Raw genomic sequence first — 23,732 nt, forward strand, 5'->3', positions numbered from 1 at the left:
TACAACAAATAGCCTTAAGTCAAGGCACGCACCACGCCCGCCATCGCCCCCACGCTTTCAAGGACTTCTTGTTGGTTAATGGTGTAAGCGGGCATGAAGTAAATGGTGTTGCTTAAAGGGCGTAAAAGTAGCCCCAACTCTAAGCCCTTTTCAAACACCGCAAGGCTTAGGCGTTGGCTGCCCTGATAGCCCTCTAGTTCAAAGGCAAAGACCATGCCACACTTGCGCAAGTTTTTAACGCCCTTTAGCCCTACTAATTGCTCTTGCATGCAAGTGTAGATAAAATTGCTAAGTGCCTTGTTTTGCTCCACCACGCCTTGTTCAAACAAGTCTAAAGTGGCGTTAGCGCAGGCGCAAGCCAAGGCGTTGCCCGTGTAGCTGTGCGAGTGTAAAAAGCTTTTATCCTGCTCATAGGGGGCATAGAATTTATTATAAATTTGATCGCTTGTGAGCACCACCGCTAGGGGCAAATACCCCCCCGTGATCCCCTTAGATAGGCATAAAAAATCGGGCTTGACGCCGCATTGCTGATAGGCAAAGAGCGAACCCGTACGCCCAAAGCCCACCGCGATTTCATCAAAGATCACTAACACCCCCCGCTCTTGGCACATTTGCGTAGCCTGCCTTACAAAGTCTGCGCTGTAAAAATGCATGCAGCCTGCGCACTGGATCAAGGGCTCTAAAATGAAGGCGCTGAGATTGTTAGACTCCCTGTCTAAAATCTGCTCTAGGGCGTGTAAGGCTCTTGGAATGTCCGCCTCGTCTTTGGGCACGGGGGTTTGCAGTTGATCGCAAAAAATGCCCTTGTAGGTGTCCTTATACAGCCCCACCCCCCCCACGCTTAACGCCCCCAAAGTTTCGCCGTGGTAGCCATTTTCTAGGGATAGGAATTTGGGCTTTTGTTTGCCTTCAAGTAGGCGGCTATGATAACTCATCTTCAGCGCCACCTCCACGCCCGCCGAGCCGTTGTCGGCAAAAAAGCACTTGTCAAATCCGCTTAAAGCGCACAATCTAGCGGCCAAATTAATGGCCTGGGGGTGGGTTAAACCCGCTAATAGCACATGTTCTAATTGTTCGACTTGCTCTTTGAGCTTGGCATTAATGTAGGGGTGGTTATGCCCAAACAAATTCACCCACCAAGAGCTGATCCCATCGATGTAGCCCTTGCCCTCAAAGTCGTAAAGATACACCCCCTTAGCGGACTTGATGGGCAGTAGGGGCAAGCTGGCATGATCGTGCATTTGGCTGCACGGGTGCCAAATGTGTTTAAAGTCTAAAGCGTGCCATTCAGCATTACTTGGCATACAAAACCCTTTAAATCGGCATTTTTAGCCTAAAAGATAAAAAATTTAGAAATATTTTAGTGAAATTCTTATAAAATTACCGCTTATGGTGAAATTGCGTAACAAGGGTAAGGGTCTATGATTTCGTGGATGCAAAAGCACAAAAAGTACTTGGTGGTGACCATTTGGATCAGCACCATCGCTTTTGTGGCTGCGGGCATGATCGGCTGGGGGCAGTATAACTTCTCCTTGGCGGGTGGGAGCGTGGCAAAGGTGGGGCGGATTTCCATTAGCCAAGAGGAGCTGGCTAGAGAACATAAACAACTCTTAGACATTTACAGCCAATCCATCCCCAATTTCAAGGACTTGAGCGAAAAAGAGATCAAAGCCCTAGGGTTAGAGCAAAACGCTTTGAATGTGCTCATCAACCAAGCCCTACTAAAAAACTTTGCCCTAGATTTGGGGCTGGGGGTGAGCGATAGCGAGATTGTCGCCGAGATTCAAAAAAGTGAACTCTTCCAAAGAGACGGGCATTTTGACGAAGGGCTGTATAAAAAACTCCTACAAGAAAACAACTTCCGCCCCAGCACCTTTGAAGACAATGTGAAAAACACCCTCCTACTTAAAAAAATCGCCTCTCTATTCCCCCAAGCCTTAACCCCCCTAGAGCAAGAGGCGTTCATGCTCCCTTTAAGTTTGCAAGATCGGGTGCGTATTGAGGTGCTTGAGCCTAAAGAAATCCCGCTTAAAGAAGAGAGCCTCAAAACCTACTACAACGCCCACAAACAAGACTACAAAAAACCCACAAGCTACACTTTAGCCAGCCTGCAAGTGTCCGCCAAAGACAACCCCAAAGAGAGCGATTTAAAAAGCTACTTCAATAAGCACAAAGAGCAATATACTTTGCAGGGCAAGCCCCAAGAGTTTAGCAAGGTGGAAAAACAAGTGCGCCAAGACTACAACAGCGACAAGGCCAAAGAGCAAGCCCTCAAAGACTACCTAGCCTTAAAAAAGGGGCAGCTTAAAGCCGAAAGCGAAACCTTCACCACCCTGCCTTACGGCGAGGACATCAATAAAAAAATCGAGTCCATGCGGGTGGGTGAGGTGTTAAAACCCCTGCCCTACAAAGAGGGGTGGGTGGTCTTAAAACTTGTGGAGAAAAACGCAAGTGCGCTTGAAAGCTTTGTTGAGGCTAGGGCGAAGATCGCCCAAATTCTGCAAACAGAGGCACAAATTAGGGAGCTTAAAAAAGAAGCCTTGCAAAAACTGCCCACCTTCAAGGGTAGCGACATCGGATTGTTGAATTTAGACTTTAAAGGCAACATCCACGACCTGGGCGAAAAGCCCTCCAAAGCCCTTGTGGATTACATCTTCAAACACCCTTACAAAGAGGGCTTTGCGCTCTTAGAGGGCCCTAGGGCAGTGCTCTATAAAGTCTATGCCCAAGACTTTAAACACCCAGTGAAAAACACCACCTATTTAAAACAAATGGCGCAAAACCTCAAGGCCCAGGCTTTGGATGGGGCTTTAATTGCCATGTTGAAGCAACGCTATAAAATCACTTTATACGCCAGGAGCCGCCCTTGAATCCCATCGTTTTGGGCGTAGACATTGGCTCTAGCAAGATTTGCGCCATCATCGCCGAGATCAAGGAGGGCACGCCACAGGTGATCGGTGTGAGTGTGCATAAATCCGAGGGCGTGAAAAAGGGCAATATCAGCAACATCAGCCAAGCCGGCGAGATCGTCAAGCAAGCGATCGAGGACGCCAAGCGCATGGCGGGGCTTGCCTTTGTGGAAAAGGCGATCGTGTCCATCTCGGGGGCGTGCACGCAGAGCGTGAATAGTGCGGGGCTCATCAATGTCCCCAACAACGAAATCACGCTCAAAGAAATCAACCGCGTGCTAGACACCGCCCTGCACAGCGCACACATCCCTACGGGCTATGAAGTGATCCACATTCTGCCCTACCAATTCAAGCTAGACAGCCAAGACAACATCGAAGATCCGATGGGCATGAGCGGCTCTAGGCTAGAAGTGTCTACGCACATTGTAACGGTGCAGCGCAGCAGTTTAGAGAATTTAAGGCGCACGATCCAAATTGCGGGCGTGAAAATTGAAAATGTAGTTTTAAGTGCCTATGCCGCCTCGATCGCTGTTTTAAACGAAGATGATAAAGCTTTGGGCGTGGCGTGCATTGATTTGGGTGGGGGCACTTGTAATATGATGGTCTATGAAGGCGGGTCTATGTGCTTTAACAACTACCTAAATGTAGGCTCAGAGCACATTCGGGACGACTTGGCCAGCGTGTTAGAAGTGCCCCTAGGCACAGCCGAGTATATTAAAAGGCAATATGGCAATCTCATGGCAGAGGAGAGCGATCAAGAGATCGAAGTGCCCGACATCGGGGCAGAGAACAAGAAAAACCGCCTCTCTTTACAGCTCGTGCACAACATCATCCGCGCGCGGGTGGTGGAAACCTTTGATGTGCTCAACCGCCGTTTGATTAAGAGCAATTTAAAAGACAGTATCCGCCGTGGCGTTGTGCTCACCGGTGGGATGACGCATGTAGAGGGGATTAGAAATGTCGCCTCCGTGATCTTTGGCAATATCCCCGTGCGCATCGCCAAGCCGGTGGAGCTTAGCGGTTTGTCTGAGGAACTTAAAGACCCGACAAGCTCGGTGGCGATTGGGCTGATTTTATATGGATCGGGCAAGCACACGAATTACGAAAAAGACTCAGAAAAAACGATCCGTTACAAGGAAAATAAGCAGGCTCTGCCCGCCGGTTTCACCTACACCCAAGAGCGCAATTACATTGAAACCGATTTAACCAATCTCAAGCACACGGGCGAGAGTGGGGGCGTAAAAGAGAGAAAAAAGGATATAATACCAACTCCTGATCCCCCCAAAAAAAAGGGCGGTTTCTTTGGGTGGTTATCTCAGTACTTTTGAAGGATGAGTTGTGGCAATGGTGCATGAAGAAGGCATAGGTGTAGAAGAGGTTTTTGAAACCAATGGGGCAAAGATTGTCGTGATCGGCGTGGGGGGTGGGGGATCGAATATGATCGCCCACTTGATCGCCACGGGCACTTTTAAGGACATCACTTTGATCGTCGCCAACACAGACGGGCAGGCGTTGAAATCCTCCAATGCCAAGAATAAGATCCGCTTAGGCGAGAAGCTCACGGGGGGCAGGGGGGCTGGCATGCGCCCTGAGATTGGCAAACAAGCCGCCCAAGAGTGCATCGAGGCGATCAAGGAGGCGGTCAGCGGCGTGGATTTGGTCTTCATCTCTGCAGGGCTTGGCGGGGGCACAGGTACGGGAGCAGCCCCCGTGATCGCCCAAGTGGCTAAGGATGCGGGGGCTTTAACTGTGTCTGTGGTTACCAAACCCTTTAGCTTTGAGGGCAAAAAGCGCGCCAAAGTCGCTGAAGAGGGTTTAAAAGAGTTAAAGGCAGTCAGCGACTCGATTGTGGTGATCCCCAACGAGCGGCTCATGGGTTACATTGAAAAGAGCATGGGCATGCGCAACAGCTTTAAAGAAGTGGATAATGTCCTTGCTAAGGCGGTCAATGGGATTTCGGGGATGATCATCAACTTTGGCGAAAATGACATCAATGTGGATTTTGCCGACTTAAAAACCGTGATGGGACATAAGGGTTTGGCTTTAATGGGCATTGGCGAGGCTACGGGGGTGAATGCCGCCACGGTGGCGGTGGAAAACGCGATCACCTCACCCCTCTTTGACAACATCTCCATCAATGGGGCGATGGGGGTTTTGGTGAATTTTGAGTGCCACCCAGACTATCCCCTAGCTGAGGTCCACGCCGCGATGGGAACCGTGAACGACATGGCAGACGATGACGCTGAAGTGATTTTTGGCACTTGCACTTCGCCCAACATGCCCACCGATCAAATTAAAGTTACGATTGTCGCCACGGGCTTTGAAAAGCAAGAGGAGCACAAACCCGAGTCCAAACCCGAGGGCAACACGCCCAACCTGTCTAAAAGCACGCTAGGGGGTTTGCGCCTAGCAAGCGGAGATGACTACCAAAATGTAGACCTAGACATCCCCGCCTATCTGCGCCACCAAAAAGACTAATAACACGCTAACATGCAGGTTTTATAGTCCGCATACTCTCCCCTTAAAATCGCCTCCCTAGCTCCCCTAACCAACTCTAGGTAAAAGTGCAAATTATGCAGGCTTGCAAGGCGAAAATAGAGCAACTCCCTAGCCTTAAACAAGTGGTGTAAGTAGGCTTTAGAATAGTGTTTACAGGTGTAACACCCACATTTAGGGTCTAGGGGGGTGTCGCTTGATTTTTGCGCTTGCGCTTTGATAGAAAGTTTGCCAAGGTTGGTAAAAAGCGTGCCATTGCGCGCGTTCCTTGTGGGCATCACGCAGTCAAACATATCCACGCCTAACTCGATGGCGTTTAGTATGTCTTGGGGTGTGCCCACCCCCATTAAATAGCGGGGCTTGTGTGGAGATAGAAACTCTGTGGTGTGGGCAATGGTCCTATACATCTCATCTGCACTCTCGCCCACCGCCAGCCCCCCGATCGCATAGCCATCAAAGTCCAGCTCCCCCAGCTCTAGCGCACTTTGGCGGCGTAAATGTGGGTCAGTCCCGCCTTGCACAATGGCAAAAATGTGGTTTGTGGGACTAGCGTGGGTTTGGTGGTGTTCTAGGCTCACCCTAGCCCACTCTGTGGTTTTTTCTACGGCGTGTTTTAGGCGATCAAAAGAGGCGGGCAAACCCACCAAATCATCAAGCACCATGCAAATGTCGCTGTTTAGGGCGTATTGGACGTCAAGGACTTTAGCAGGGGTAAAAAGGTGTAAACTCCCATCAATATGGGATTTAAACACAATGCCTTCGGCGTGCTCTTTGGCGTTGTGCTGCAGAGAAAAGGCTTGAAAGCCCCCACTGTCGGTTAAAAAATTGCCCTGAAATTGGCTAAAGCCGTGCAATCCGCCCAGATTGTGGATCAAGTCCGCCCCCGGTCTTAGGTAGAGGTGGTAGGTGTTAGCTAAAATAATGGGGGCGTTTAAATGCGTTTGTAAGTCTATGGCGTCTAGGCTTTTTACGCTGGCTTGTGTGCCTACGGGCATGAAAATGGGGGTTTGCACTATGCCATGCGCTAATTTTAAAGTCCCTGCCCGTGCTTTTTTATCCACGCCATTTAGGGTAAAATCCATTTTTGACCTTAACATTTTTAGATTATAATAGCCAAAAATGCTAGGGACGCGGGTTGAAAAAAGTTGCCTTGATTGTGGAGGGCGTGGTCGCTCAAAAATTCATGGAGTTGGTTGTGTCTAAATTTTTTAGCAATAATTTTTACTTAGTCATCACCAAAGCTCCCGAGTGTCTACCCCCCAGTTTGCCAAGCACCTTTGAAGTGCATATTTTCGATCCCACTTCTAGCTACCGCCTAAGCCCACTCATCGATGCGCATGTGAGCGATGCCTTTGTCTTGCTGGAGAATGTCAAAGAGCAACAGGCGGTGTGTGAGATCATCCGCCAAAAAAATAAAGAGGTGCGGTTGGTGAGTTTGGGGCAAAAATGGGAGGGGATGAAAGACGAGCAACTTATTTTGTTGGACCCGACCCAAATCATCGCCAACAAGTGCATCGCCAAAATCCCTAATGTGCCCAGTGTCCCGCAAGGCTTTGGGCTCGAACAGGGCGAGGTGATGGAGATCGGCGTGCCTTTTGGGAGTGTCTTTGCCTACCGCCACATCGGTTCTTTGCGCCAGAAGGATTACCGCATTGTAGGGGTTTATCGCAAAAATAGCTTTCATTTAAGCCACCCCTCTATGGTGATACAGCCCAGAGATCAACTCTTGGTCGTGGGTAACCCCGAAACCTTGAATAATGTTTATTTGCAAGTCAAAAGCAATGTGGGGCAATTTCCCGTGCCTTTTGGGCGGGATTTCTACTTGTATGTGGATATGTGTCTGCAGTCTAAAGAAGCCCTACAAAGAGATATAGATCAAGCTCTAGCCTTGCATAGCCAGCTCAAAAGTGCCATGCTCTATATCCATGTGCTAAACCCCACAAACCACACAGCCATCGAGCAAATCCGCACCAAAGAAGCTAAAAATATCCAAGTTGTGGTGGATTTTAGGGGTTTAAACTTTGCTACGAAGCTGCGCCAAGACAGCCGAAAGAAAATCGGACTTGTGATCATCGGTAAAGAGATCTTTAAACGCCAAGTGAACCGCAAAGCTCTTTTTGAGAGCGTGAGCCCCATTTTTAAAACGAACGCCAAAGGACTTAAGGGCATTAAAAAAAGCATGGTCGTGCTCAACAATAGCATGGAACGCAATGAGGACATTTCCTCCGTGATGTTTGATGTGTGCGCCCAAATGGATTTAAAAATGTTGCTTTATGACTTCGACCCCGACAAACGCCACAAAATGGCAGTCATTGAAAATTACAGCTATCTCTCCCATATCTACAATAGGAAAATCCAAGTGATCCGCACCCAAAGCAAAAACCCCATTTTGTTTTTAAACAGCCTAGAAAGCCCAATTTTGCAATTCCTGCCTTTTGAGTCTTGCATCATTAAAAACCCATTTTGGGGGCTGTTTTCTACAAGCCCTGAGCGTATGGCATTTTTAAACGACATGCACCCCCAAATGTTGATCCCGGTGGTGGAGTAGAAAATGCGCCTAGAGATACAGACTAAGAATTTTAGCTACCCCGTGCGTATCGGGGTGTTAGAGCCCATCACGCATGCTAGCAAGGTTTTAGTGGTGAGCGACTCCATAGTCGCCCCCTTGCATTTAGACACCTTGTTAAGTAAGCTCCAAGCCTCTAAAATTTTTACCCACGAAATGCCTAGCGGAGAAGAGCATAAAACATGGGAGGGCATAGAAAGCATTTTAGAAAGTGCCTTTGAGGCAAATTTGAGCCGCAAGGATTTAATGCTGGCTCTAGGGGGGGGTGTAGTGAGCGATATGGTGGGCTTTGCCAGCGCGATTTATAAAAGGGGCATTGCGTTTGAGATTGTGCCAACCACGCTTTTAGCCCAAGTGGATGCGAGCGTTGGGGGCAAAACGGGGATCAACAACGCTTATGGCAAAAACCTAATCGGGGCGTTTCACCCCCCAAGGGCGGTACACATCGACCCACAATTTTTAAAGACCTTACCCCAAAGAGAGTTTAAAGCAGGCATTGCTGAGATGATTAAAAAGGCGGTGTGCTTTAATAAAGATTACTTTGAGTGGCTAGAAAAGCACCCTTTAGAGAAACATTTAAGCGAGGGGATTTATAAAAGCGTGGCGATTAAGGCTGAAGTTGTCGCCAAAGACGAGAGAGAGGAGGGCTTACGCATGGGGCTAAATTACGGGCACACCTTTGCGCACGCCATTGAAAAAGTGGGGCGTTACAGCACGCATTTACACGGAGAGGCGGTGGCAATCGGTATACAAATGGCAAACGCCCTCGCTTGCTATTTAGGGCTACTAGATAACCCCACACAAGAGCGCATTAAAGCCTTGCTGAAAACTTACGGCTTAAATCTGCCCTATAAAATTACGGATTTTGAGGGCTTTTACAAGGATTTACAAATGGATAAAAAGAACAATCAATGTATTTGCTTTATTTTGCCAAAGGGTTTGGGCGCATTTGTGGCGCGTGAGGACATAGACAAATCCACTTTAAAAGAGGCTTTACATGCGTGGCTTTAGTCTATGGCTTTTGCTCTTTAGTGTGCTCTTTGCCACTAGCTCCCAAGAGTTAGAGAGCCAATTAAACGCACTCAATAAAAAGCTAGAAAAGACGGATAGCATATGGCTACAAAAGTATAAAAACTTTGAGGACTATGGCAAAATTTCTTTAGAAATTGCCAAAATCCAAAGCAGCCTCAAAGAACTAGACAGCAACAGCCTAGAGGCAAACACTCTAAAGCATAGCCTGCAAGCCTTGCAACACCAAGAAAAGTTGCTTGAATCCTACAAGAGTAACCCTTTTAAAGGGCTCATAGAAAAGCCCACCATCAACAATATCCCCAATATCAACAACCCTCTAGCCATTGTGACGGGGCTCTCTTACATTAAAGCCCTACACGCCAAATTAGCGATCTTGCAAGCCCACCAAAAAGCCTTACAACAGATTACAAGCACCATAAACGCACGCTTAAAGCTTTTGCAAGAGTTGCAAGCCCTAAAGCCTAAAAAGTGGGAAACCCCCCTTTACCAAGAAAAAGTGAAAAAAATCGAATTTGAGAGCGCACAAAATCTCTTAAAGGCGAGCCTAGATGCCTATATTAAGGACATGGAGGAGACCACACAGGGCATAAAAGCCCAAATTAAAGACCAGCTCTTTAAGCTTTTTTATGTCTTGCTGATTGTGTGCGCCAGCGTGATGCTGGCATGGATGTTAAAGCACCTCAGCCATAAATACCTTTACAACGACGAGCGCGCCTACACGATCAACAAGGCGGTGAATTTCATCAACGCCAATGTGATTGTGCTGATCTTTCTCTTTGCTTATTTAGAAAATGTGTCCTACCTTGTAACGATGCTAGGCTTTGTGGGAGCGGGCTTTGCCATTGCCATGCGCGACTTATTTATGAGCGTGCTCGGTTGGCTCACCATGATTTTAAAGGGGAGTGTGCATGTGGGCGATCGCATCCGGGTGTCTAAAGATGGCAACACCTATGTGGGCGATGTCTTGGACATTTCCATGCTTTACATCACACTATTTGAAGATGTAACGCTTATCACCTACCTTAAAAACAATGGGCAAGCTGGGCGTATTGTCTTCATCCCTAATCATTGCATTTTTAACGGACTGCTCACCAATTACAGCCACTTGGGGCTTAAGAGCTTTTGGGATAGCGTGGAGTTCTTTTTAACCTTTGACTCCAACCACGAAAAAGCCCTACAAATTGCTATCCAGATTGCCACCGAGTTTTCCAAAGAACAAAGCCAAACCACCGCCACACAGCTAGCTAAAATGCGCTCTAAATACGCTTTGCGTAGCATAGACACCGCCCCTAAAGTCTTTTTTATGAGCGAGAAAGAAGGGATGCGCTTGTATGTGTCCTACTTGACAAATGCCTACAACACCCTCCCCTTGCGCTCCACAATCTCCACCACTATCGTGCAAGCCTTTTTAAAGACCAACGACATTTTCTTAAGCCAAGCCCTCAAAGAAGTGCAAAGCAAGCAAGAGTTAGACTAAGCTTACCACCATTGCTTTAATGCGCTCTTGGTAAGCCTTTCTAGCTTGCAAGGCTTCTTGCATACCCACCGCCTTAAAACGCACTTTTTGATTGGGTGCAAATTGCCCGAGCCGATCCAAATCGCAACTAATTAAGGTGCAATACATCGCAAAGCCCCCACCACTAGGCGCGTCCCTTTGTAAAACGATGGGTTCATTGCCCCCGGGGGCTTGCATTGAGCCTACGGGATAACACGCGTCCGTGATATTGCTAGGATTAGCCCCCGCTCCAAAGGGTTGGGGCAAGTCTTTATAAGTGAATTTCTGCCCGTTTTTAAAGCGATAGCCCAGCCTATCTGCCTGCGTAGAAACTACAAAAATATCGTTGAAAAGATTTTTAAGGCTCTCTTCTGTGAGCTTGTAATCTTGCAAGCCCAACACCACCCTAAGCTCTTCAATCTCTTTTAACTCCAAATGATAGCTTTTATCTAGACTCTTGGCGCTGGGCTTACCCGTGGGCGTGCCTATGGATAAAATATCGCCCGCTTCTAATTTGCGCCCCTTAAAGCCTCCAATGCCCCCTAAAGGATAGGTGGAACGAGAGCCCATCACAAGGGGGACATCCACGCCCCCAGCAATCGCCAAATACGCCCTAGCCCCTTTTTTAAAATAGCTAAACTCCAGCACGCCCCCTGCCGGGACTTTTAAGGCGGTGTGGCTTGGCATTTCCTCTCCATTGATTTTAGGCGTGGTGTGCGCCCCACACACAGCAACAACCGCCTCTTTTTCAAACTCTAGTTTTGCCGGCATTAACGCCATTTCTAGCCCAGCGGCGTTTTTATCATTCCCCACTAAAGCGTTAGCCACCATAAAAGAGGCTTGATCGAGTGCGCCCCCCGGGGGGATACCTAAATGATAATAACCATACCGCCCCAAATCCTCTACAAAAGTTGCAATCCCCGGACTGATGACTTTAAAAGTGTTCATGCCAAAGCCTTTAAGATTTCTTGATTATAGCTCACTGGGTCAGCCTGCCACTCCTGCAAAGAAAAGGGGGTTTGGCGGATTTTAAGGGTAAAAGTCCCTTCTTCTACTTGCTTGACATAGGCGTTGTATTCGCTTTCGCTGCAGGGGGTAAATTTGATGATGTCCCCCGGATTTAAAAACACCATGCTTTCTTTAAAGTAGGGCAAGCGTTGTGCTGGGTCCCAAACGGGGGCGGGGGTGATGCCCATCATTTGATACCCGCCCCCTCCACGCACGGCGTAAATGCACCCAAAGCACCCCCCATGCCCGATCGTTAAAGCCGGCGTGTCTATGCGCGCAATGGGGTATTTAGGCACTTGTATTTGTTTCGCCCGTTCCACGAGCTGATAAAGCCAAGGCAGTCCCGCCACAAAGCCGATCATGCTCACAAACCAAGGGCTTTTGGCATGTGCCTCTATAAACTCTTCTACACTGGCATAGCCGTTCATTTGGCGGGCGTATTCTATGTCTGTCATGTTCGGGTCTAGGGTCGAGCCGGGTTCTCTGCATTGGTGATTATTGCGAAAGCCCATTAAACACGTATGGGTGTAGGGGTCGTTGTAAAGCACAGGTATTTCTATGAGCCTTGTTTGGATCGTGGTTTGCGCCCCCACGACTTCTTGCTCCAAAGATTTTAGAATCTCTAGGGCTTTGTCGTGTGGGAGAATATCCGGGTCAAAGGCGATCATATAGGACGCATTTGCCGGGCAAATCTCTGTAATGCCTTTAACTTGCATTTCTCTTAGTTTCTTGCAAATTGCCATGGCTAAGAAAAACGCCTCTAAGGACATGCCATCCTCGCTCACCTCCACAAACAAAAAGGTATCCCCCCCAAAGCTGTATCTAAATGCCATGCTTGCCTCCTATGTAGTCCTCTAAAAAGTGTATGCTGTAATCGCCCGCCTGCACCCGCTCGTGTTTGATGAGTTCTTTAAATAGCCCAATCGTGGTCTTCACCCCCTCAATCTTAAATTCATCCAACGCCCTTTTGAGCTTACTCAAAGCAAGGGGGCGGGTTTGGTCATAGACGATGAGTTTAGCCACAAGCGAGTCGTAAAAAGGGGGGATGGTGCGCCCGCTAAAGAGCATGCTATCTAGCCGAATGCCCGAGCCGGTGGGGCATTGTAATTTAGTGATCTGCCCGGGGCTTGGGAAAAATTTATTTTGGGGGTCTTCGGCGTTGATGCGCACCTCTATGGAATGCCCCCTTAAAGAGATGTCGCTTTGCTTGTAAGCCAAAGGTTCGCCATCAGCAATTCTTAGCATTTGGCGCACTAAATCTACGCCCGTCACTAGCTCTGTAATGGCGTGCTCCACTTGTATCCTTGTATTCATCTCTAGGAAGTAAAAGCCCTTACTTTGAGAGTCGTATAAAAACTCCAAAGTCCCCGCCCCCTTGTAACCCACCTCCTTAGCCATACGCAAGGCGCACGCACACAGAGCCTCCCTCGTTTGGCTGTCTAAACTTGGGCTTGGGGCTTCTTCTAACACTTTCTGCCTGCGCCTTTGCATGGAGCATTCACGATCATAAAGGTGTATGACTTTATTGCCATCGCCTAGCACCTGCACCTCTATGTGTTTGGCATTTTCTAAATACTTTTCCAAATACACCCCCCCGTTGCCAAAGGCACTTGTGGCTTCTGCCACCGCCACGCTAAATTGTTCTTTTAAACCCTTTTCATTTTCTACAAATCTAATCCCCTTGCCCCCACCCCCCGCAACAGCTTTAATGAGTAGGGGGTAGCCGATGTGTTGCGCTTGCTCTAGGGCTTGTTTTAAATCTTGCAAAACGGGGGTGCTTGGCATGGTCGGCACTTGGCTTTTTTTCGCCTGTTCTAGGGCTTTGGCTTTATCGCCCATTGTGGCGATGGTTTCACTACTGGGACCCACAAAAATAATGCCCGCTTCTTCAACTCTCTTGGCAAATTCAGCATTTTCGCTCAAAAACCCATAGCCCGGGTGGATTGCATCGACCTTTGCCTCTTTGGCAATTTTTAAGACATTTTCAATGTTTAAATAGCTCTTATAGGCTAAATTCTCCCCCACTCTATAACTCTCATCGGCAAGCTGGCATGCCAAATTGCCCGCATCCGCATCCGTGTAAATCGCCACCGCCTGCATGTCTAATTCGTGGGCGGCTTGGATAATCCTTACGGCAATCTCCCCCCGATTAGCCACGAGCACCTTAAATATCTTGCGTGGTGTGTAAGCCATTTAGCCCACCACAAAGAGCACATCGCCCGGATTTACAAACTGCTCGTTTTCAGCCTTAATTTCTATAATCTTGCCCGCCACGCCGGCCTTGATCTCGTTAAAGGTTTTCATCACCTCTACAAGGCATAGCGTGGTGTCGGGCTCTACTTGTGAACCCACTTCTACAAAGGGGGCGGCATCGGGGTTGGGCTTTCGATAAAAGGTCCCGGGTATGGGGCTAATGACTTCGTGCATGGTTTCTCCCTTAAGATTTATGGATTTTAGGTTTTTGGATTTTAATGCCCTTCTCTTCTAAGAGTTTTCTTGTGGCGTGGATGAGAGCCAAAGCCCCCGGGGTGTCGCTGTGGATACACACCGAGTCAAAATCCACGGCGATGGTTTTGCCACTCACGCTTTTAACACTGCCCTGCTCGCAAGCTTGCAAGACTTTTTGGGAGACCTCTTCAGGGGTGTAGGCACGGGCACGGCGCACCATCACCAGTTGCCCATCATCGCCGTAATCCCTATCTCCGTAGAACTCCCTAACAAAGGGGTGTTTTAACTCTTGTGCTACGGCGTGGGTTTGTGTGTTTTCCATGCAATAAACTGGTAAGTTAGGGTCATATTTATGCAAGGTGCTGATGAGTGCGTAAGAAAAATCCCTATCCTTGCTAGCGTGTATGTATAAGCTCCCATGGGGCTTGAAGTGGTGCAAATGCCCGCCTAGTAGGTGTAAAAAGGCTTGCAACGCCCCCATTTGGTAAAGGCAATCGTTGGTAAGCTCTGTTGGGTTTGCCACAATATGCCTGCGCCCAAAGCCCACCAAATCCCTAAAACTTGGATGCACCCCGATTGCCACACCTTGCTTTAGGGCGTTCTCCACAGAGTGGCGCATGATATTCGGGTCGCTGGCGTGAAAGCCCGCCGCGATGTTGCAACTGCTGATAAGCTCCATGATCTTGTCGTCCACGCCATCGCCGATCACCCAAGGCCCAAAACACTCGCCCATGTCGCTGTTTAAATCAACTTCTGTCTTCATGTCACTCCTTTAAAAAACCCAAGTATGGCACAGAAACAACAACACTTAAAAACCAAGCCCCAAAAATCACACCCAAGCGTTACCAAACCCCCCAAACCCTAGCTCACATTTCCCATAGGCTTTAAGTTGTGGCGCGTTGTTGTCTAATCTGGCTAACATGGGCGAAAATTAAGGGGTTTTCATGATTTTAGTGTCTTTAACCGCTGAAATTGGGGCGAGCAAACACGGCAGTAGTGTGGGCGTGCTTAGGCTTAAAGAGAGGCTGCTTGAAAAGCACTCTGAAATTAGCGAGCATATGGTCTTGATCCGCCAAAAGCAATGTTTCTTGGAGGATTTTTTTAGATTTGCTAAGAACTTTGAGGATTATTACTTTTTTTGCAAGGATAACCTCATACCTAGCATGCGTGCAGTTTTTAAAAAGGGGGAGTTTCCCATTATTTTGAGTGCCGAACACTCAGGGGCGTTTGGCATCGTACAAGCTTTGCGCGCCGTGCATTCAAACAAAAAAATAGGCATTTTATACATAGATGCGCATGCTGACATGCACACAGCTTATGACAGCAGCTCGGGCAATTTGCACGGCATGCCCCTTGGCATGATCTTAAATAAAACCCACACAGGGCAAAATGCTCTAAACTCCCAAGAAATCGAGTATTGGGAGAGGCTATGTGTTTTAGACTTACCCAAGGGCGCGTTAGAGTTTAATCCCAAGCATTTAGTGTATTTTGGGGTGCGGAGCACGGAGGCGAGCGAGCGCAAAGCAATAAAAGATTACCAAATCCCACTTTTTAGTGTGGCTGAAATTAAGGAAAACACGCCTAGCGTGGTGGCACAAAGTCTAAAGCATTTAGAGAGCGTGGATTTGGTGTATTTGAGTTTAGACATCGATGTCTTAGACGGCAAGATTTTTAGCTCTACGGGGGTGAGGGAGAACAATGGGCTAAGCCCAGAGGAGTTAAAAGAGTTGTTTAATGGGCTTTTAAGGGCGTTTAAAGAGCGTTTAGCCGGGGTAGAGATCACCGAGTATAACCCAGAGCTTTGGGAGGGCAAGAACCCCGATGAAGAAATTATTTGGGGCTTGCTAGAAGATGCTGTGTGTGTGGTGGGTGGAAAATGTTAGGGTTAGTCAAAGAAAGCATGGATTGTGAGTTTAGGGTGGGACTCGTCCCCCACGATGTGGCACAGCTCACCCCACATTTTAAGGTCATGGTAGAAGAGGGGGCGGGGGTGATGAGTGGCTACAACGATGAAGCTTACGCTCAGGTGGGGGCTAAAATTGTGGGGACTAAAAAGGCATGGGCGCAACAAGTGGTGGTCAAGTGCAAAGAACCTTTAGAGGGTGAATACGCCTTGCTTACAGAGGGAGCGACTCTTTTTAGCTACCTAGATTTGGCCTACAACAAACCCCTAGCGCAAATGTTTATCGAGAAAAAAATCACCTCCCTTTGCACAGAAACCTTAGCCGGACCCAAGAACAACTACCCCGTGCTCGCCCCTATGAGTGTCATTGCCGGGCAACTCGCCGCCCATTTCGTGCAGCATTACTTACTCGGCTTAGAGCATTTGCCCGGGGTCTTTGGGCTTGGGGTGCTTTTGGGCGGTTTGGCAGGGCAGGCAAGGGCTAAGGTCGTGGTTGTAGGCGGGGGTGTGGTGGGTTTGGAGGCGGCAAAATCCTTAAGTCTAGCAGGCGCACGGGTAGTTATCTTGGAGCTAGACCCCTTAAAATTACAAGAGCACCCCTACAAACAACTTTATCATTTAGAAGTCCTCGCTGTGCATGAAGAGAACATCAAAGACGCTTTAAATGGGGCGGTTGGGCTTGTGGGGGCAGTGTTGGTTACTGCCACAAGCACGCCTAAAGTCATTTTAAAACGCCATTTAGCCCTAATGCAAAAAGGGGGTGTGGTGGTGGATGTGGCTTGCGATTTGGGGGGTTGTGTGGAAACCATCCGCCAAACTAGCCACTCCCAGCCCGTGTATTCGCAAGAGGGCTTATTACACTATGGCGTGCCCAACATGCCCGGCGTGGTGGCTAAAACTAGCTCCATTGCTTACAGCCAAGCGAGTTTGCCCTATTTGCGGCACTTCCTACAATACGGACTTAAGGGCTTTTTAGAGGCAAATACTAGAGAGGTCGCTAACACCTTAGGGGCTCTTAGTGCCCATCAGGGCTACCTTACCCAAGAGGGGATCGCTAGGGCGTTTGGCTTGCCTTTTAAGAGCGCAGTCGTCGTGCTAAATGGTCTTTAAATAAACCCACACAAGCCCCTAAAAATAAATAAATATCTGCCATGCCTACATACAAGATAGGTTCTTTAATGAGGACCTGCATGGCAAGTGCGCCTAAAAATAGCCAGCCCAAAACTCTATCCAAAGCAAACGCCACAAGCGCGAAGATGCACAGACTAGACATGGCTAAATCGCCATAGACAAGACTAAAGGGCAACAGCCCCAAAGTATCCACAAAGACAAACAAAACAAAAAGGGCTAAAAAGGCGTAGGCTTTTCTAGATAAAAAGGGCGTATGTGTGCATTTAGACAGCAAACCCCCCACGCTTAAAAGCAAGCTAAGTGTGCTCGTGCCCCCAAACAGCCCCACAAGCACCCCACTAAGGGTTAGCCCACACACAGGCACGCTCAAAAGAATGAAGGCAACAATCCCCCAAAGGGCGTTAAAACCTACAAATACCCACGCCCCCACACAAAAGGCGAGCAATACAGCGTCCACTATAAACTCTTTAAATATGCAAGGTTAAATACCAAGTGGGCGATGGCTTTGCGCTCTTTGGTGTAGAGGACATGCACTTGATTATTAAAGATCAACACAGCGGGGTAACTCACTTCTCCCCTTTGGCTTGTGTCTAAAATCTTTAAAGGCATAAATGTCCCACTTGTGGCATTGAAGCGGGCTAAACGCAAGGCACTTCGTGCGTTCGGGTTTTTAGGCAAAGCTTGATTATAAATGAGATACAACTCCCCATTAGCGTTAAAAAGGGCGTTTGCGCTGTCAAAATTTTTAAGATTGCTTAAGCGTGGGGGTTGCCAGTGCCAAAAGTCTAAACAAGTTTGGGTGTAAAAATGTGTGGTCTTGTAACTTCTAAACGCCACAAAAGCGCAATGTTTGTAGGGGACTAGGCTCGGCTGTAATTGTTGCTTTAAAGAGTTTGGCTTTAGCAAAAATTGTAAATGCGCTTTATTGTCGAACTTTAAGAGCACGGGGGATTTTCGGGCTAATTCGTGGTAAATGGGGAGGATAAAGCCCCCGTCTGTGGTCGGGGTCGGGGGATTTCTCACCAAGTGGCTAATATTCAAAAAGGGGCTTAGGTGCAAGGTTTGCTCGTAGTGTAAAGCTTTGGGCTTATTTAAAGGTGTGTTCAACACATAGATTCTAGAAGTCGCCCACCCACCCAAACTCGCCCCCACCACAAATAAATACAGCTTGTCCTTATGTACGTAAAGCACGGGGTTGCCTAGGATTTTCACAAACTCGTGGGCTTGTCGGCTAAGATCGCTAGCAGATAAAAGCTTAAACGCCTTGCTCCATTGCTTGTTTTGTGTGTTGTAAAGATTGCCCCAAATGCAAACATCACTTTGCCCTTCTTTACTCCCTCCAAAATAGGCGGCGAGTAAAATGTGGCGATCTAGGGCGATTAGATTCGCTGAATGCATACTTTGAGTGGGTGGGGAGGGCAGAAGTGAGGGGGGGCTGAAGTGGGGGTGTGTCGTGGTGAGTGTGGGGGGGGGTGTGAAGTTTATGGGAGGTTTTGTGGGGCTTAAAAGCCAAAACACACCAAAGAGCACTAAAACAAAGGCAAAAACTTGCATATAAAACCTTTAAATAAAGGCTGTAGTTTCGCACAAAATAACTTAAGGCGTTTTGTATTCTTGCCTCCCGCAATACACCCGTTTTCTATGCGTGTCAAACTTGGGGCTAAAGAGGTTTTTACTTTCTAAGTTATCCTTCGTGTGTATACCGACAATGGGTAAAAGAGTGTGGATCAAATCATCGCTCATAAAGGGTTTGTGCACTGCCTTAGCGATTAATTTGACTTCGTCGGGGTGTTTTTGTTTAAAGGTATCCGTAACATACACCATAAAAGGGATTTCTACCCCATATTTAGAACATCTATGCCCGTAGGTGTTAGAACTTTGAAAAATGTCTTGGGCGTGATCAGACAAGTAAAAAATGATTGCATCCCTGCCCTGAAACAACTTAAAAATCTCATTTAGCACATGGTCGGTGTAGTAAAGGGAATTGACATAGTCCGCCACAACTTGTTTATCTTTTTCATTTTTAACATGCAAGCCTTGATAAGGGATGTCTTTGGGGGTAAATTTAGCAAAGTCTTTAGGGAAGCGGCTGGCGTAAGTGTAATGGCTTCCAAAGAGATGGAATAGTAAAAAGTTTTTAGAAGTCAGTTGGCTTTTAGCCCGCTCGTTAAACGCTTTAATGAGCCACTCATCTAGGCTGGCGTTGGGCACATCTGTCGGACCATTGCTCCAATAACGCTTGTTAAAGGGGTAGGACCAAAGGGAAAACGAAGGGTTATTTTCTAAATCGTCTTGTGCGTCTAACCAAAATGTGGAATAATCTGCTGCCTTAAAGACACTGCCTAAATTCTTTTGTTGGTACCAAGGGATTTTGGCGTTTTCTCTATCGCTGTAATTTAAGAGGACTTGAAAAACGGCGTAAGTGTTGGCAAAGGGAGAGATGACATCATCAAAGACGAAGAGATTAGGCTGTGTTAAGCTACGCCGTAGGGTAAGCGAAATTGTCTTCTCTCTCTCTCTCTCTCTTATAAGCCCACTTAAAAAGGGCGTGTTTTGCACAGGGTAGCCATAAACCCCCATAAAATCCCTAGACGCACTTTCTCCCACAATTAAAACCACATTGGGCACACTATCAGTATCTACGCTTAGGTAGTCTTTAACAAGTGGCTGTTTTAGGCTTGTGTAAATGGTCTTTGTTTGCTTGTATTCTGTCAAAGTGGCACCAAATGCGTAGATTTCCTTTACAACGGGGATTGTATGCATTGCAATGTTAGGGTTAATCAACTTCCCATGCCACCCCTTTACATAAAATGCCCCGATATTATGCGCCCAAAAGATCCCAAAGAGCACCCCAAAGGTTTTCAGGCTTTGGGGTGGGGTTAAAGCCACTTGCAAGCGCACAAAATATAAAAACGCCATGCAAACCCCCCAATACAGCCCCACAAAGCCTAAATGGGGTTTGCCTACGCTCTCAAAAAACTCGGTGCTCTCCTTAAGATTCGTGCTTAAAATGGTGCCGACCAAAGAGGGCGTGAAAGCCATTTGGCAGTAATGAGAGGCGAATAAATCTATGAAGGCAAGAATGAGGCTAAACCCTAGCATAAAATTTTGTGCCCCACGCACAAAGCGGGGGAATTTGAGAAAGCCTAAGAGAAAATAATAAACATAAAAGACCAAAAAGCTATAAAAGGCAACTTTGAGCACATGCCATAAACTTTCTTGCACACCATGCACTTCGGGTGCAAAAAATGCCCCCACAATAGGGGCTAAGACCATTAGCCAAAATTTATTGTCTAAAACAACTTTACCCATAAAGTCTTTTCTAGGGTTTTTTAAGCAAACGCTCCAAAGGACATGAGTTTTTCATAGCGCAGGGTTAAAAAATCGCTCTGCTGGATCAGGGGGAGTTGTTGCAAGAAGTAGTCTTTAATAGATTGGCTGGCCTGTAGCTTGTCGCGGTGCGCACCCCTCTCAGGCTCTAAAATGATGTCGTCGATCAAGTTGGCTTTTTTCAGGTCAAAGGGGGTGATTTTCATGGCTTTGACCGCCACCTCGATCTTGCTTGGGTCGTTCCATAAAATCGCCGCACAGCCCTCGGGCGAAATCACGCTAAAGACGGCGTACTCCATCATGGCAAGCCTATCTGCTACTGCAATGGCTAAAGCCCCCCCACTGCCCCCCTCTCCGATGATGATGGAGATGGTGGGGACTTTCAAGGTGGCAAATTCTTGCAAGTTCCTAGCGATTGCCTCGCTCTGCCCGCGCTCTTCTGCCCCAAGCCCAGGGTAAGCCCCTGCGGTGTCCACCAACATTAAAATGGGTAGGTTGAATTTCTCGGCAAACTTTGCACTTTTTAGGGCCTTGCGGTACCCTTCTGGGTTTGGCATGCCAAAGTTGCGCATGATTTTATTCTTGGTCCCCCGCCCCTTTTCTTCAGCGATCACCACCACCGGCACGCCCTCGATCTTGCCCACAAAGCACACAATGGCTTTATCATCTTTAAAATGTCGGTCGCCAAAGAGCTCGTATTTGTCGGTTAAAATCAGGTCGATGTAGTCCATTGCATAGGGGCGGTCGGGGTGGCGGGCGAGTTGTAGGCGTTGGTAGTCGGTGAGGTTGGAGTAAACGGTATTGGTTTCTTTAGCTAGGCGCCTTTGTAAAATTTCCTTTGCGTCCAAGTCCCCCCGAATAGTCGCCATCTCGATATCCTCTTGCAACCCCTTAATGCGGTTCTCAAAATCTAAATAGACAGCCACTACAATCTCTAAACTACAAGGCTTTGAAGATCACCACGCCATTGGTCCCCCCAAACCCAAAGGAATTGCTCATCACCGCCTCTAACTTGGCTTGCCTTGCCTCGTTGGGGATGTAGTCCAAATCGCATTGAGGATCGGGGGTTTCTTGGTTGATCGTGGGGGGCAGTATACCCTCTTGCATTGCCATGATAGAGATCACCGCTTCAATCGCTCCAGCCGCACCCAAGCAATGCCCGATTTGCCCCTTGGTGGAGCTAACAGGGGGGACATTTTCCTTGCCCCCAAAGACATTTTTTAAAGCGATGGTTTCGTAAAGGTCGTTGTAGCCCGTGCTGGTGCCATGGGCGTTGACATAGCCCACTTTCGCCCCGACTTTGCTTGCCATATGCAAGGCTTGTTTCATGGCGCGGTAAGCCCCCTCGCCCTCGGGAGCGGGGGCGGTGATGTGGCAGGCGTCCCCACTCTCGCCATAGCCCACAAGCTCGGCACAAATGGGCGCACCTCGGCTTTTTGCACTCTCATACTCTTCTAAAACCAAAGCCCCCGCACCCTCGCCCATCACAAAACCATTGCGCTCTTTATCAAAGGGGCGGGAGGCTTTTAAAGGCTCATCGTTGCGGTTGGAGAGCGCGCGGATGGAGGCAAAGCCCCCGATGCCCACAGGGCAAATCGTAGATTCTGCCCCCACCACAAGCATGCGATCTGCCCCCTCGAGCACGATCGTTTTATACGCCTCGATGATGGCGTGCGTGCCGGCAGCGCAAGCGGTGACGCTAGAGAGATTGGGACCTTTAAAGCCGTACTCAATGGATACAAAGCCCCCGATCATGTTTACCAAAGCCGAGGTGATGAAGAAGGGGTTCACCTTGCGTGGGCCCTTGTCAAAGCAATAAATGGAGTTGGCTTCAATGTTACCAAGCCCCCCGATACCAGAGGCAGAGCTAATGCCCATGCGTTCAGCCCACTCTTGCGGGCATTTGCCCTCTTGTAAAATTTGGCTCTCAAAAACCGCCTCTTTGGCTGCCAAAAGGGCGAGTTGTATGAAACGCCCGGCTTTTTTGACATCTTTTAAATTCATCACCGAGGCGGGGTCAAAGTTGGTGATCTCGGCGGCGATCCGCACGGGAAAGCCGGTGGTGTCAAAGCTGGTGATCTCTTTCACCCCGCATTTGCCCTTGACAATGGCACTAAAAGCATCTTCCTTATTCAATCCTAGGGCATTGACCATCCCCATGCCCGTTACCACAACCCTACGCAAAAGAACTCCTCGCCTACAAGGATGAAAGATTAAGCGAGTTTGTTGTCTTGAATGAAGCGGATCGCATCACCCACAGTTTTGATCTTTTCAGCTTGCTCATCGGGGATTTCGATCCCAAATTTTTCTTCAAGGGCCATGATGAGCTCCACCACATCGAGCGAGTCCGCGTTTAAATCCTTGATAAAGTCCGCCTCTTCTGTAACCTGCGATGCATTCACATTTAACTGCTCTACGATCACTGCCTGCACATCTTCAAATAAAGCCATCAAAATCTCCTAACCTAAATTTAAATTAAAATTTTCAAAACAATCCCAGCATTCTAACCGCAAAACGCTTTAAGAACCCTAAAACAAAAGCCTATTTACGCTCCAAAATGTCGGCGATCCGGTATAGAAAATAGACAATCAACAACAATAAAACAATCACAAAAAAGTGCATCTCTCTTCCTTTAACTGAAATTTGCGCCCCTACATATACAAGCCGCCATTGACCTTCAAGACCTCACCCGTGATGTAGCTAGCCAGGTCGCTGAGTAAGAACGCCACAGCCCCGGCGACCTCTTTAGGCACGCCTAGTCTGGCTAGGGGGATGTTTTTTAAATACGCCTCTTTCACGCTCGCCTCTAAATGCGTCATGTCCGTGTCGATGAAACCTGGGGTGATGCAATTAAAGCGGACATTGCGCATCGCCCCCTCGTAGGCAAAGGACTTCGTCATGGATAAAATCCCCCCCTTGCTGGCGGCATAATTGACCTGCCCCATATTGCCTCGCTCGGCAATGACCGATGAAATGTTGACCACGCTCCCAAAGCGTTGTTTTGCCATCACCTTTAGGGCTTCTCGGCACCCGACAAACACGGATTTTAAATTCGTATCTAAGACTTGCATGAACTCTTCGGTTTTCATGCGTAAAGCGAGTTTGTCTAACACAATGCCGGCATTGTTGACTAGATAGCTTAAGCCCCCGTCGGCATCCACAATCGTTTGGATGCCCTCAATGAAAGCCTTTTCATCTGTAACATCAAACTTCACCAACGCCGCCTTGCCACCCATGCCCTCGATCTCAGCCTTCAAGCTGTCGGCACTTTCGGGGTTAGAGCGGTAGTTGATCCACACCTTTAAACGCCCCCCCTCTTTGTGGCTGTAATTTGCTAGCAACAGCGCAATGGCACGCCCGATCCCCCGAGCCGCCCCCGTGATCAAGACATTTTGTCCGCTAAATTCCACGGCA

The 23,732-nt window shown here is 48.1% G+C and carries 22 protein-coding genes; 8 read left to right on the forward strand and 14 right to left on the reverse strand.

The genetic code is table 11. From position 1 onward, the window contains the following. Positions 1–14: 14 nt before the first annotated feature. Positions 15–1,304 carry an adenosylmethionine--8-amino-7-oxononanoate transaminase gene (locus QSJ47_RS05530; RefSeq protein WP_285602694.1) on the reverse strand — a complete coding sequence of 430 codons (1,290 nt, stop codon included), beginning with the start codon at positions 1,302–1,304 and terminating at the stop codon, positions 15–17. A 129-nt stretch (positions 1,305–1,433) separates the two neighbouring features. On the opposite strand from QSJ47_RS05530, the gene QSJ47_RS05535 reads away from it, so the two are divergent. From QSJ47_RS05535 to ftsZ, 3 genes are read left to right on the forward strand one after another with little or no spacing between them, the layout of a single operon-like run. Then, positions 1,434–2,870: a peptidylprolyl isomerase gene (locus QSJ47_RS05535; RefSeq protein ID WP_260321555.1), complete on the forward strand. Its 1,437-nt coding sequence runs from the start codon at positions 1,434–1,436 to the stop codon at positions 2,868–2,870. Next, the gene (gene ftsA / locus QSJ47_RS05540; protein ID WP_221271421.1) at positions 2,867–4,237 is read left to right on the forward strand and encodes a cell division protein FtsA; all 1,371 of its coding nucleotides are present in this window, start codon (positions 2,867–2,869) and stop codon (positions 4,235–4,237) included. The genes QSJ47_RS05535 and ftsA overlap by 4 nt, the downstream gene beginning before the upstream one ends. 16 nt (positions 4,238–4,253) lie before the next feature. Beyond that, complete coding sequence (ftsZ, locus tag QSJ47_RS05545; RefSeq protein WP_221272609.1) at positions 4,254–5,387, forward strand: cell division protein FtsZ; 1,134 nt, start codon at positions 4,254–4,256, stop codon at positions 5,385–5,387. Here the strand turns inward: ftsZ and tgt are convergent. After that, the gene (gene tgt / locus QSJ47_RS05550) at positions 5,384–6,487 is read right to left on the reverse strand and encodes a tRNA guanosine(34) transglycosylase Tgt (protein ID WP_221271423.1); all 1,104 of its coding nucleotides are present in this window, start codon (positions 6,485–6,487) and stop codon (positions 5,384–5,386) included. The genes ftsZ and tgt overlap by 4 nt on opposite strands. A gap of 53 nt (positions 6,488–6,540) precedes the next feature. Between tgt and QSJ47_RS05555 the strand changes: the two genes are divergently transcribed. The 3 genes from QSJ47_RS05555 to QSJ47_RS05565 are packed head-to-tail and all read left to right on the forward strand — an operon-like array spanning position 6,541 to position 10,480. Next, a complete protein-coding gene (locus tag QSJ47_RS05555) occupies positions 6,541–7,953 on the forward strand; it encodes a COG3400 family protein (RefSeq protein WP_221271425.1) in 1,413 nt (470 codons plus the stop codon). 3 nt (positions 7,954–7,956) lie between these two features. After that, entirely contained in the window at positions 7,957–8,982 is a 1,026-nt protein-coding gene (gene aroB, locus QSJ47_RS05560; RefSeq protein ID WP_221271427.1) for a 3-dehydroquinate synthase, read from the forward strand. Then, positions 8,969–10,480, forward strand: coding sequence for a mechanosensitive ion channel domain-containing protein (locus QSJ47_RS05565; protein ID WP_221271429.1), 1,512 nt, complete (start codon positions 8,969–8,971; stop codon positions 10,478–10,480). The genes aroB and QSJ47_RS05565 overlap by 14 nt, the downstream gene beginning before the upstream one ends. Here the strand turns inward: QSJ47_RS05565 and QSJ47_RS05570 are convergent. The 5 genes from QSJ47_RS05570 to pxpA are packed head-to-tail and all read right to left on the reverse strand — an operon-like array spanning position 10,472 to position 14,717. Continuing rightward, a complete protein-coding gene (locus tag QSJ47_RS05570; protein WP_285602695.1) occupies positions 10,472–11,446 on the reverse strand; it encodes a 5-oxoprolinase subunit C family protein in 975 nt (324 codons plus the stop codon). The genes QSJ47_RS05565 and QSJ47_RS05570 overlap by 9 nt on opposite strands. Beyond that, positions 11,443–12,339 carry a 5-oxoprolinase subunit B family protein gene (locus QSJ47_RS05575; protein WP_221271434.1) on the reverse strand — a complete coding sequence of 299 codons (897 nt, stop codon included), beginning with the start codon at positions 12,337–12,339 and terminating at the stop codon, positions 11,443–11,445. The genes QSJ47_RS05570 and QSJ47_RS05575 overlap by 4 nt, the downstream gene beginning before the upstream one ends. Further along, positions 12,329–13,699 carry an acetyl-CoA carboxylase biotin carboxylase subunit gene (locus tag QSJ47_RS05580; protein ID WP_221271437.1) on the reverse strand — a complete coding sequence of 457 codons (1,371 nt, stop codon included), beginning with the start codon at positions 13,697–13,699 and terminating at the stop codon, positions 12,329–12,331. Before QSJ47_RS05580 ends, QSJ47_RS05575 begins: the two co-directional genes overlap by 11 nt. Further along, the gene (locus QSJ47_RS05585) at positions 13,700–13,933 is read right to left on the reverse strand and encodes an acetyl-CoA carboxylase (RefSeq protein ID WP_221271439.1); all 234 of its coding nucleotides are present in this window, start codon (positions 13,931–13,933) and stop codon (positions 13,700–13,702) included. Between the two features lie 10 nt (positions 13,934–13,943). After that, the gene (gene pxpA, locus QSJ47_RS05590) at positions 13,944–14,717 is read right to left on the reverse strand and encodes a 5-oxoprolinase subunit PxpA (protein ID WP_285602696.1); all 774 of its coding nucleotides are present in this window, start codon (positions 14,715–14,717) and stop codon (positions 13,944–13,946) included. Positions 14,718–14,898: 181 nt separating this feature from the next. Here pxpA and rocF point away from each other — a divergent pair, with 181 nt between their 5' ends. Both rocF and QSJ47_RS05600 read left to right on the forward strand, forming a co-directional pair. Then, on the forward strand, positions 14,899–15,837 hold the full coding sequence (gene rocF / locus QSJ47_RS05595; RefSeq protein ID WP_285602697.1) for an arginase: 939 nt from the start codon (positions 14,899–14,901) through the stop codon (positions 15,835–15,837). Next, positions 15,831–16,967: an NAD(P)-dependent oxidoreductase gene (locus QSJ47_RS05600; protein ID WP_285602698.1), complete on the forward strand. Its 1,137-nt coding sequence runs from the start codon at positions 15,831–15,833 to the stop codon at positions 16,965–16,967. Before rocF ends, QSJ47_RS05600 begins: the two co-directional genes overlap by 7 nt. Here the strand turns inward: QSJ47_RS05600 and QSJ47_RS05605 are convergent. From QSJ47_RS05605 to fabG, 7 genes are all read right to left on the reverse strand, one after another. Then, positions 16,933–17,445 carry a hypothetical protein gene (locus tag QSJ47_RS05605; protein ID WP_285602699.1) on the reverse strand — a complete coding sequence of 171 codons (513 nt, stop codon included), beginning with the start codon at positions 17,443–17,445 and terminating at the stop codon, positions 16,933–16,935. The genes QSJ47_RS05600 and QSJ47_RS05605 overlap by 35 nt on opposite strands. Beyond that, positions 17,445–18,542 carry an exo-alpha-sialidase gene (locus QSJ47_RS05610; protein WP_285602700.1) on the reverse strand — a complete coding sequence of 366 codons (1,098 nt, stop codon included), beginning with the start codon at positions 18,540–18,542 and terminating at the stop codon, positions 17,445–17,447. The genes QSJ47_RS05605 and QSJ47_RS05610 overlap by 1 nt, the downstream gene beginning before the upstream one ends. Positions 18,543–18,584: 42 nt before the next feature. Continuing rightward, positions 18,585–20,300 (reverse strand): phosphoethanolamine transferase, encoded by a 1,716-nt coding sequence (locus QSJ47_RS05615; RefSeq protein ID WP_285602701.1) that lies wholly within the window; start codon positions 20,298–20,300, stop codon positions 18,585–18,587. 20 nt (positions 20,301–20,320) lie between these two features. Continuing rightward, entirely contained in the window at positions 20,321–21,244 is a 924-nt protein-coding gene (gene accA / locus QSJ47_RS05620) for an acetyl-CoA carboxylase carboxyl transferase subunit alpha (protein ID WP_285602702.1), read from the reverse strand. Positions 21,245–21,257: 13 nt separating this feature from the next. Further along, a complete protein-coding gene (locus tag QSJ47_RS05625; protein WP_285602703.1) occupies positions 21,258–22,502 on the reverse strand; it encodes a beta-ketoacyl-ACP synthase II in 1,245 nt (414 codons plus the stop codon). 29 nt (positions 22,503–22,531) lie between these two features. Beyond that, the gene (gene acpP / locus QSJ47_RS05630) at positions 22,532–22,768 is read right to left on the reverse strand and encodes an acyl carrier protein (RefSeq protein WP_221271458.1); all 237 of its coding nucleotides are present in this window, start codon (positions 22,766–22,768) and stop codon (positions 22,532–22,534) included. Positions 22,769–22,969: 201 nt separating this feature from the next. Next, the gene (gene fabG, locus QSJ47_RS05635) at positions 22,970–23,728 is read right to left on the reverse strand and encodes a 3-oxoacyl-ACP reductase FabG (protein ID WP_285602704.1); all 759 of its coding nucleotides are present in this window, start codon (positions 23,726–23,728) and stop codon (positions 22,970–22,972) included. Between the last annotated feature and the right edge of the window lie 4 nt (positions 23,729–23,732).

Origin of the sequence: Helicobacter sp. NHP22-001 (genome assembly GCF_030270165.1) — a bacterium.
In the GTDB taxonomy this organism is placed as follows: Bacteria; Campylobacterota; Campylobacteria; order Campylobacterales; family Helicobacteraceae; genus Helicobacter; species Helicobacter gastrofelis.

Excerpts from the sequence above, each read along its gene's own strand:
- QSJ47_RS05530 (WP_285602694.1), bottom strand. The coding sequence starts at position 1,304 with ATGCCAAGTAATGCTGAATGGCACGCTTTAGACTTTAAACACATTTGG.
- QSJ47_RS05535 (WP_260321555.1), top strand. The coding sequence starts at position 1,434 with ATGCAAAAGCACAAAAAGTACTTGGTGGTGACCATTTGGATCAGCACC.
- ftsZ (WP_221272609.1), top strand. The coding sequence starts at position 4,254 with ATGGTGCATGAAGAAGGCATAGGTGTAGAAGAGGTTTTTGAAACCAAT.
- tgt (WP_221271423.1), bottom strand. The coding sequence starts at position 6,487 with ATGGATTTTACCCTAAATGGCGTGGATAAAAAAGCACGGGCAGGGACT.
- aroB (WP_221271427.1), top strand. The coding sequence starts at position 7,957 with ATGCGCCTAGAGATACAGACTAAGAATTTTAGCTACCCCGTGCGTATC.
- QSJ47_RS05565 (WP_221271429.1), top strand. The coding sequence starts at position 8,969 with ATGCGTGGCTTTAGTCTATGGCTTTTGCTCTTTAGTGTGCTCTTTGCC.
- QSJ47_RS05570 (WP_285602695.1), bottom strand. The coding sequence starts at position 11,446 with ATGAACACTTTTAAAGTCATCAGTCCGGGGATTGCAACTTTTGTAGAG.
- QSJ47_RS05575 (WP_221271434.1), bottom strand. The coding sequence starts at position 12,339 with ATGGCATTTAGATACAGCTTTGGGGGGGATACCTTTTTGTTTGTGGAG.
- QSJ47_RS05580 (WP_221271437.1), bottom strand. The coding sequence starts at position 13,699 with ATGGCTTACACACCACGCAAGATATTTAAGGTGCTCGTGGCTAATCGG.
- QSJ47_RS05585 (WP_221271439.1), bottom strand. The coding sequence starts at position 13,933 with ATGCACGAAGTCATTAGCCCCATACCCGGGACCTTTTATCGAAAGCCC.
- pxpA (WP_285602696.1), bottom strand. The coding sequence starts at position 14,717 with ATGAAGACAGAAGTTGATTTAAACAGCGACATGGGCGAGTGTTTTGGG.
- rocF (WP_285602697.1), top strand. The coding sequence starts at position 14,899 with ATGATTTTAGTGTCTTTAACCGCTGAAATTGGGGCGAGCAAACACGGC.
- QSJ47_RS05600 (WP_285602698.1), top strand. The coding sequence starts at position 15,831 with ATGTTAGGGTTAGTCAAAGAAAGCATGGATTGTGAGTTTAGGGTGGGA.
- QSJ47_RS05610 (WP_285602700.1), bottom strand. The coding sequence starts at position 18,542 with ATGCAAGTTTTTGCCTTTGTTTTAGTGCTCTTTGGTGTGTTTTGGCTT.
- QSJ47_RS05615 (WP_285602701.1), bottom strand. The coding sequence starts at position 20,300 with ATGGGTAAAGTTGTTTTAGACAATAAATTTTGGCTAATGGTCTTAGCC.
- acpP (WP_221271458.1), bottom strand. The coding sequence starts at position 22,768 with ATGGCTTTATTTGAAGATGTGCAGGCAGTGATCGTAGAGCAGTTAAAT.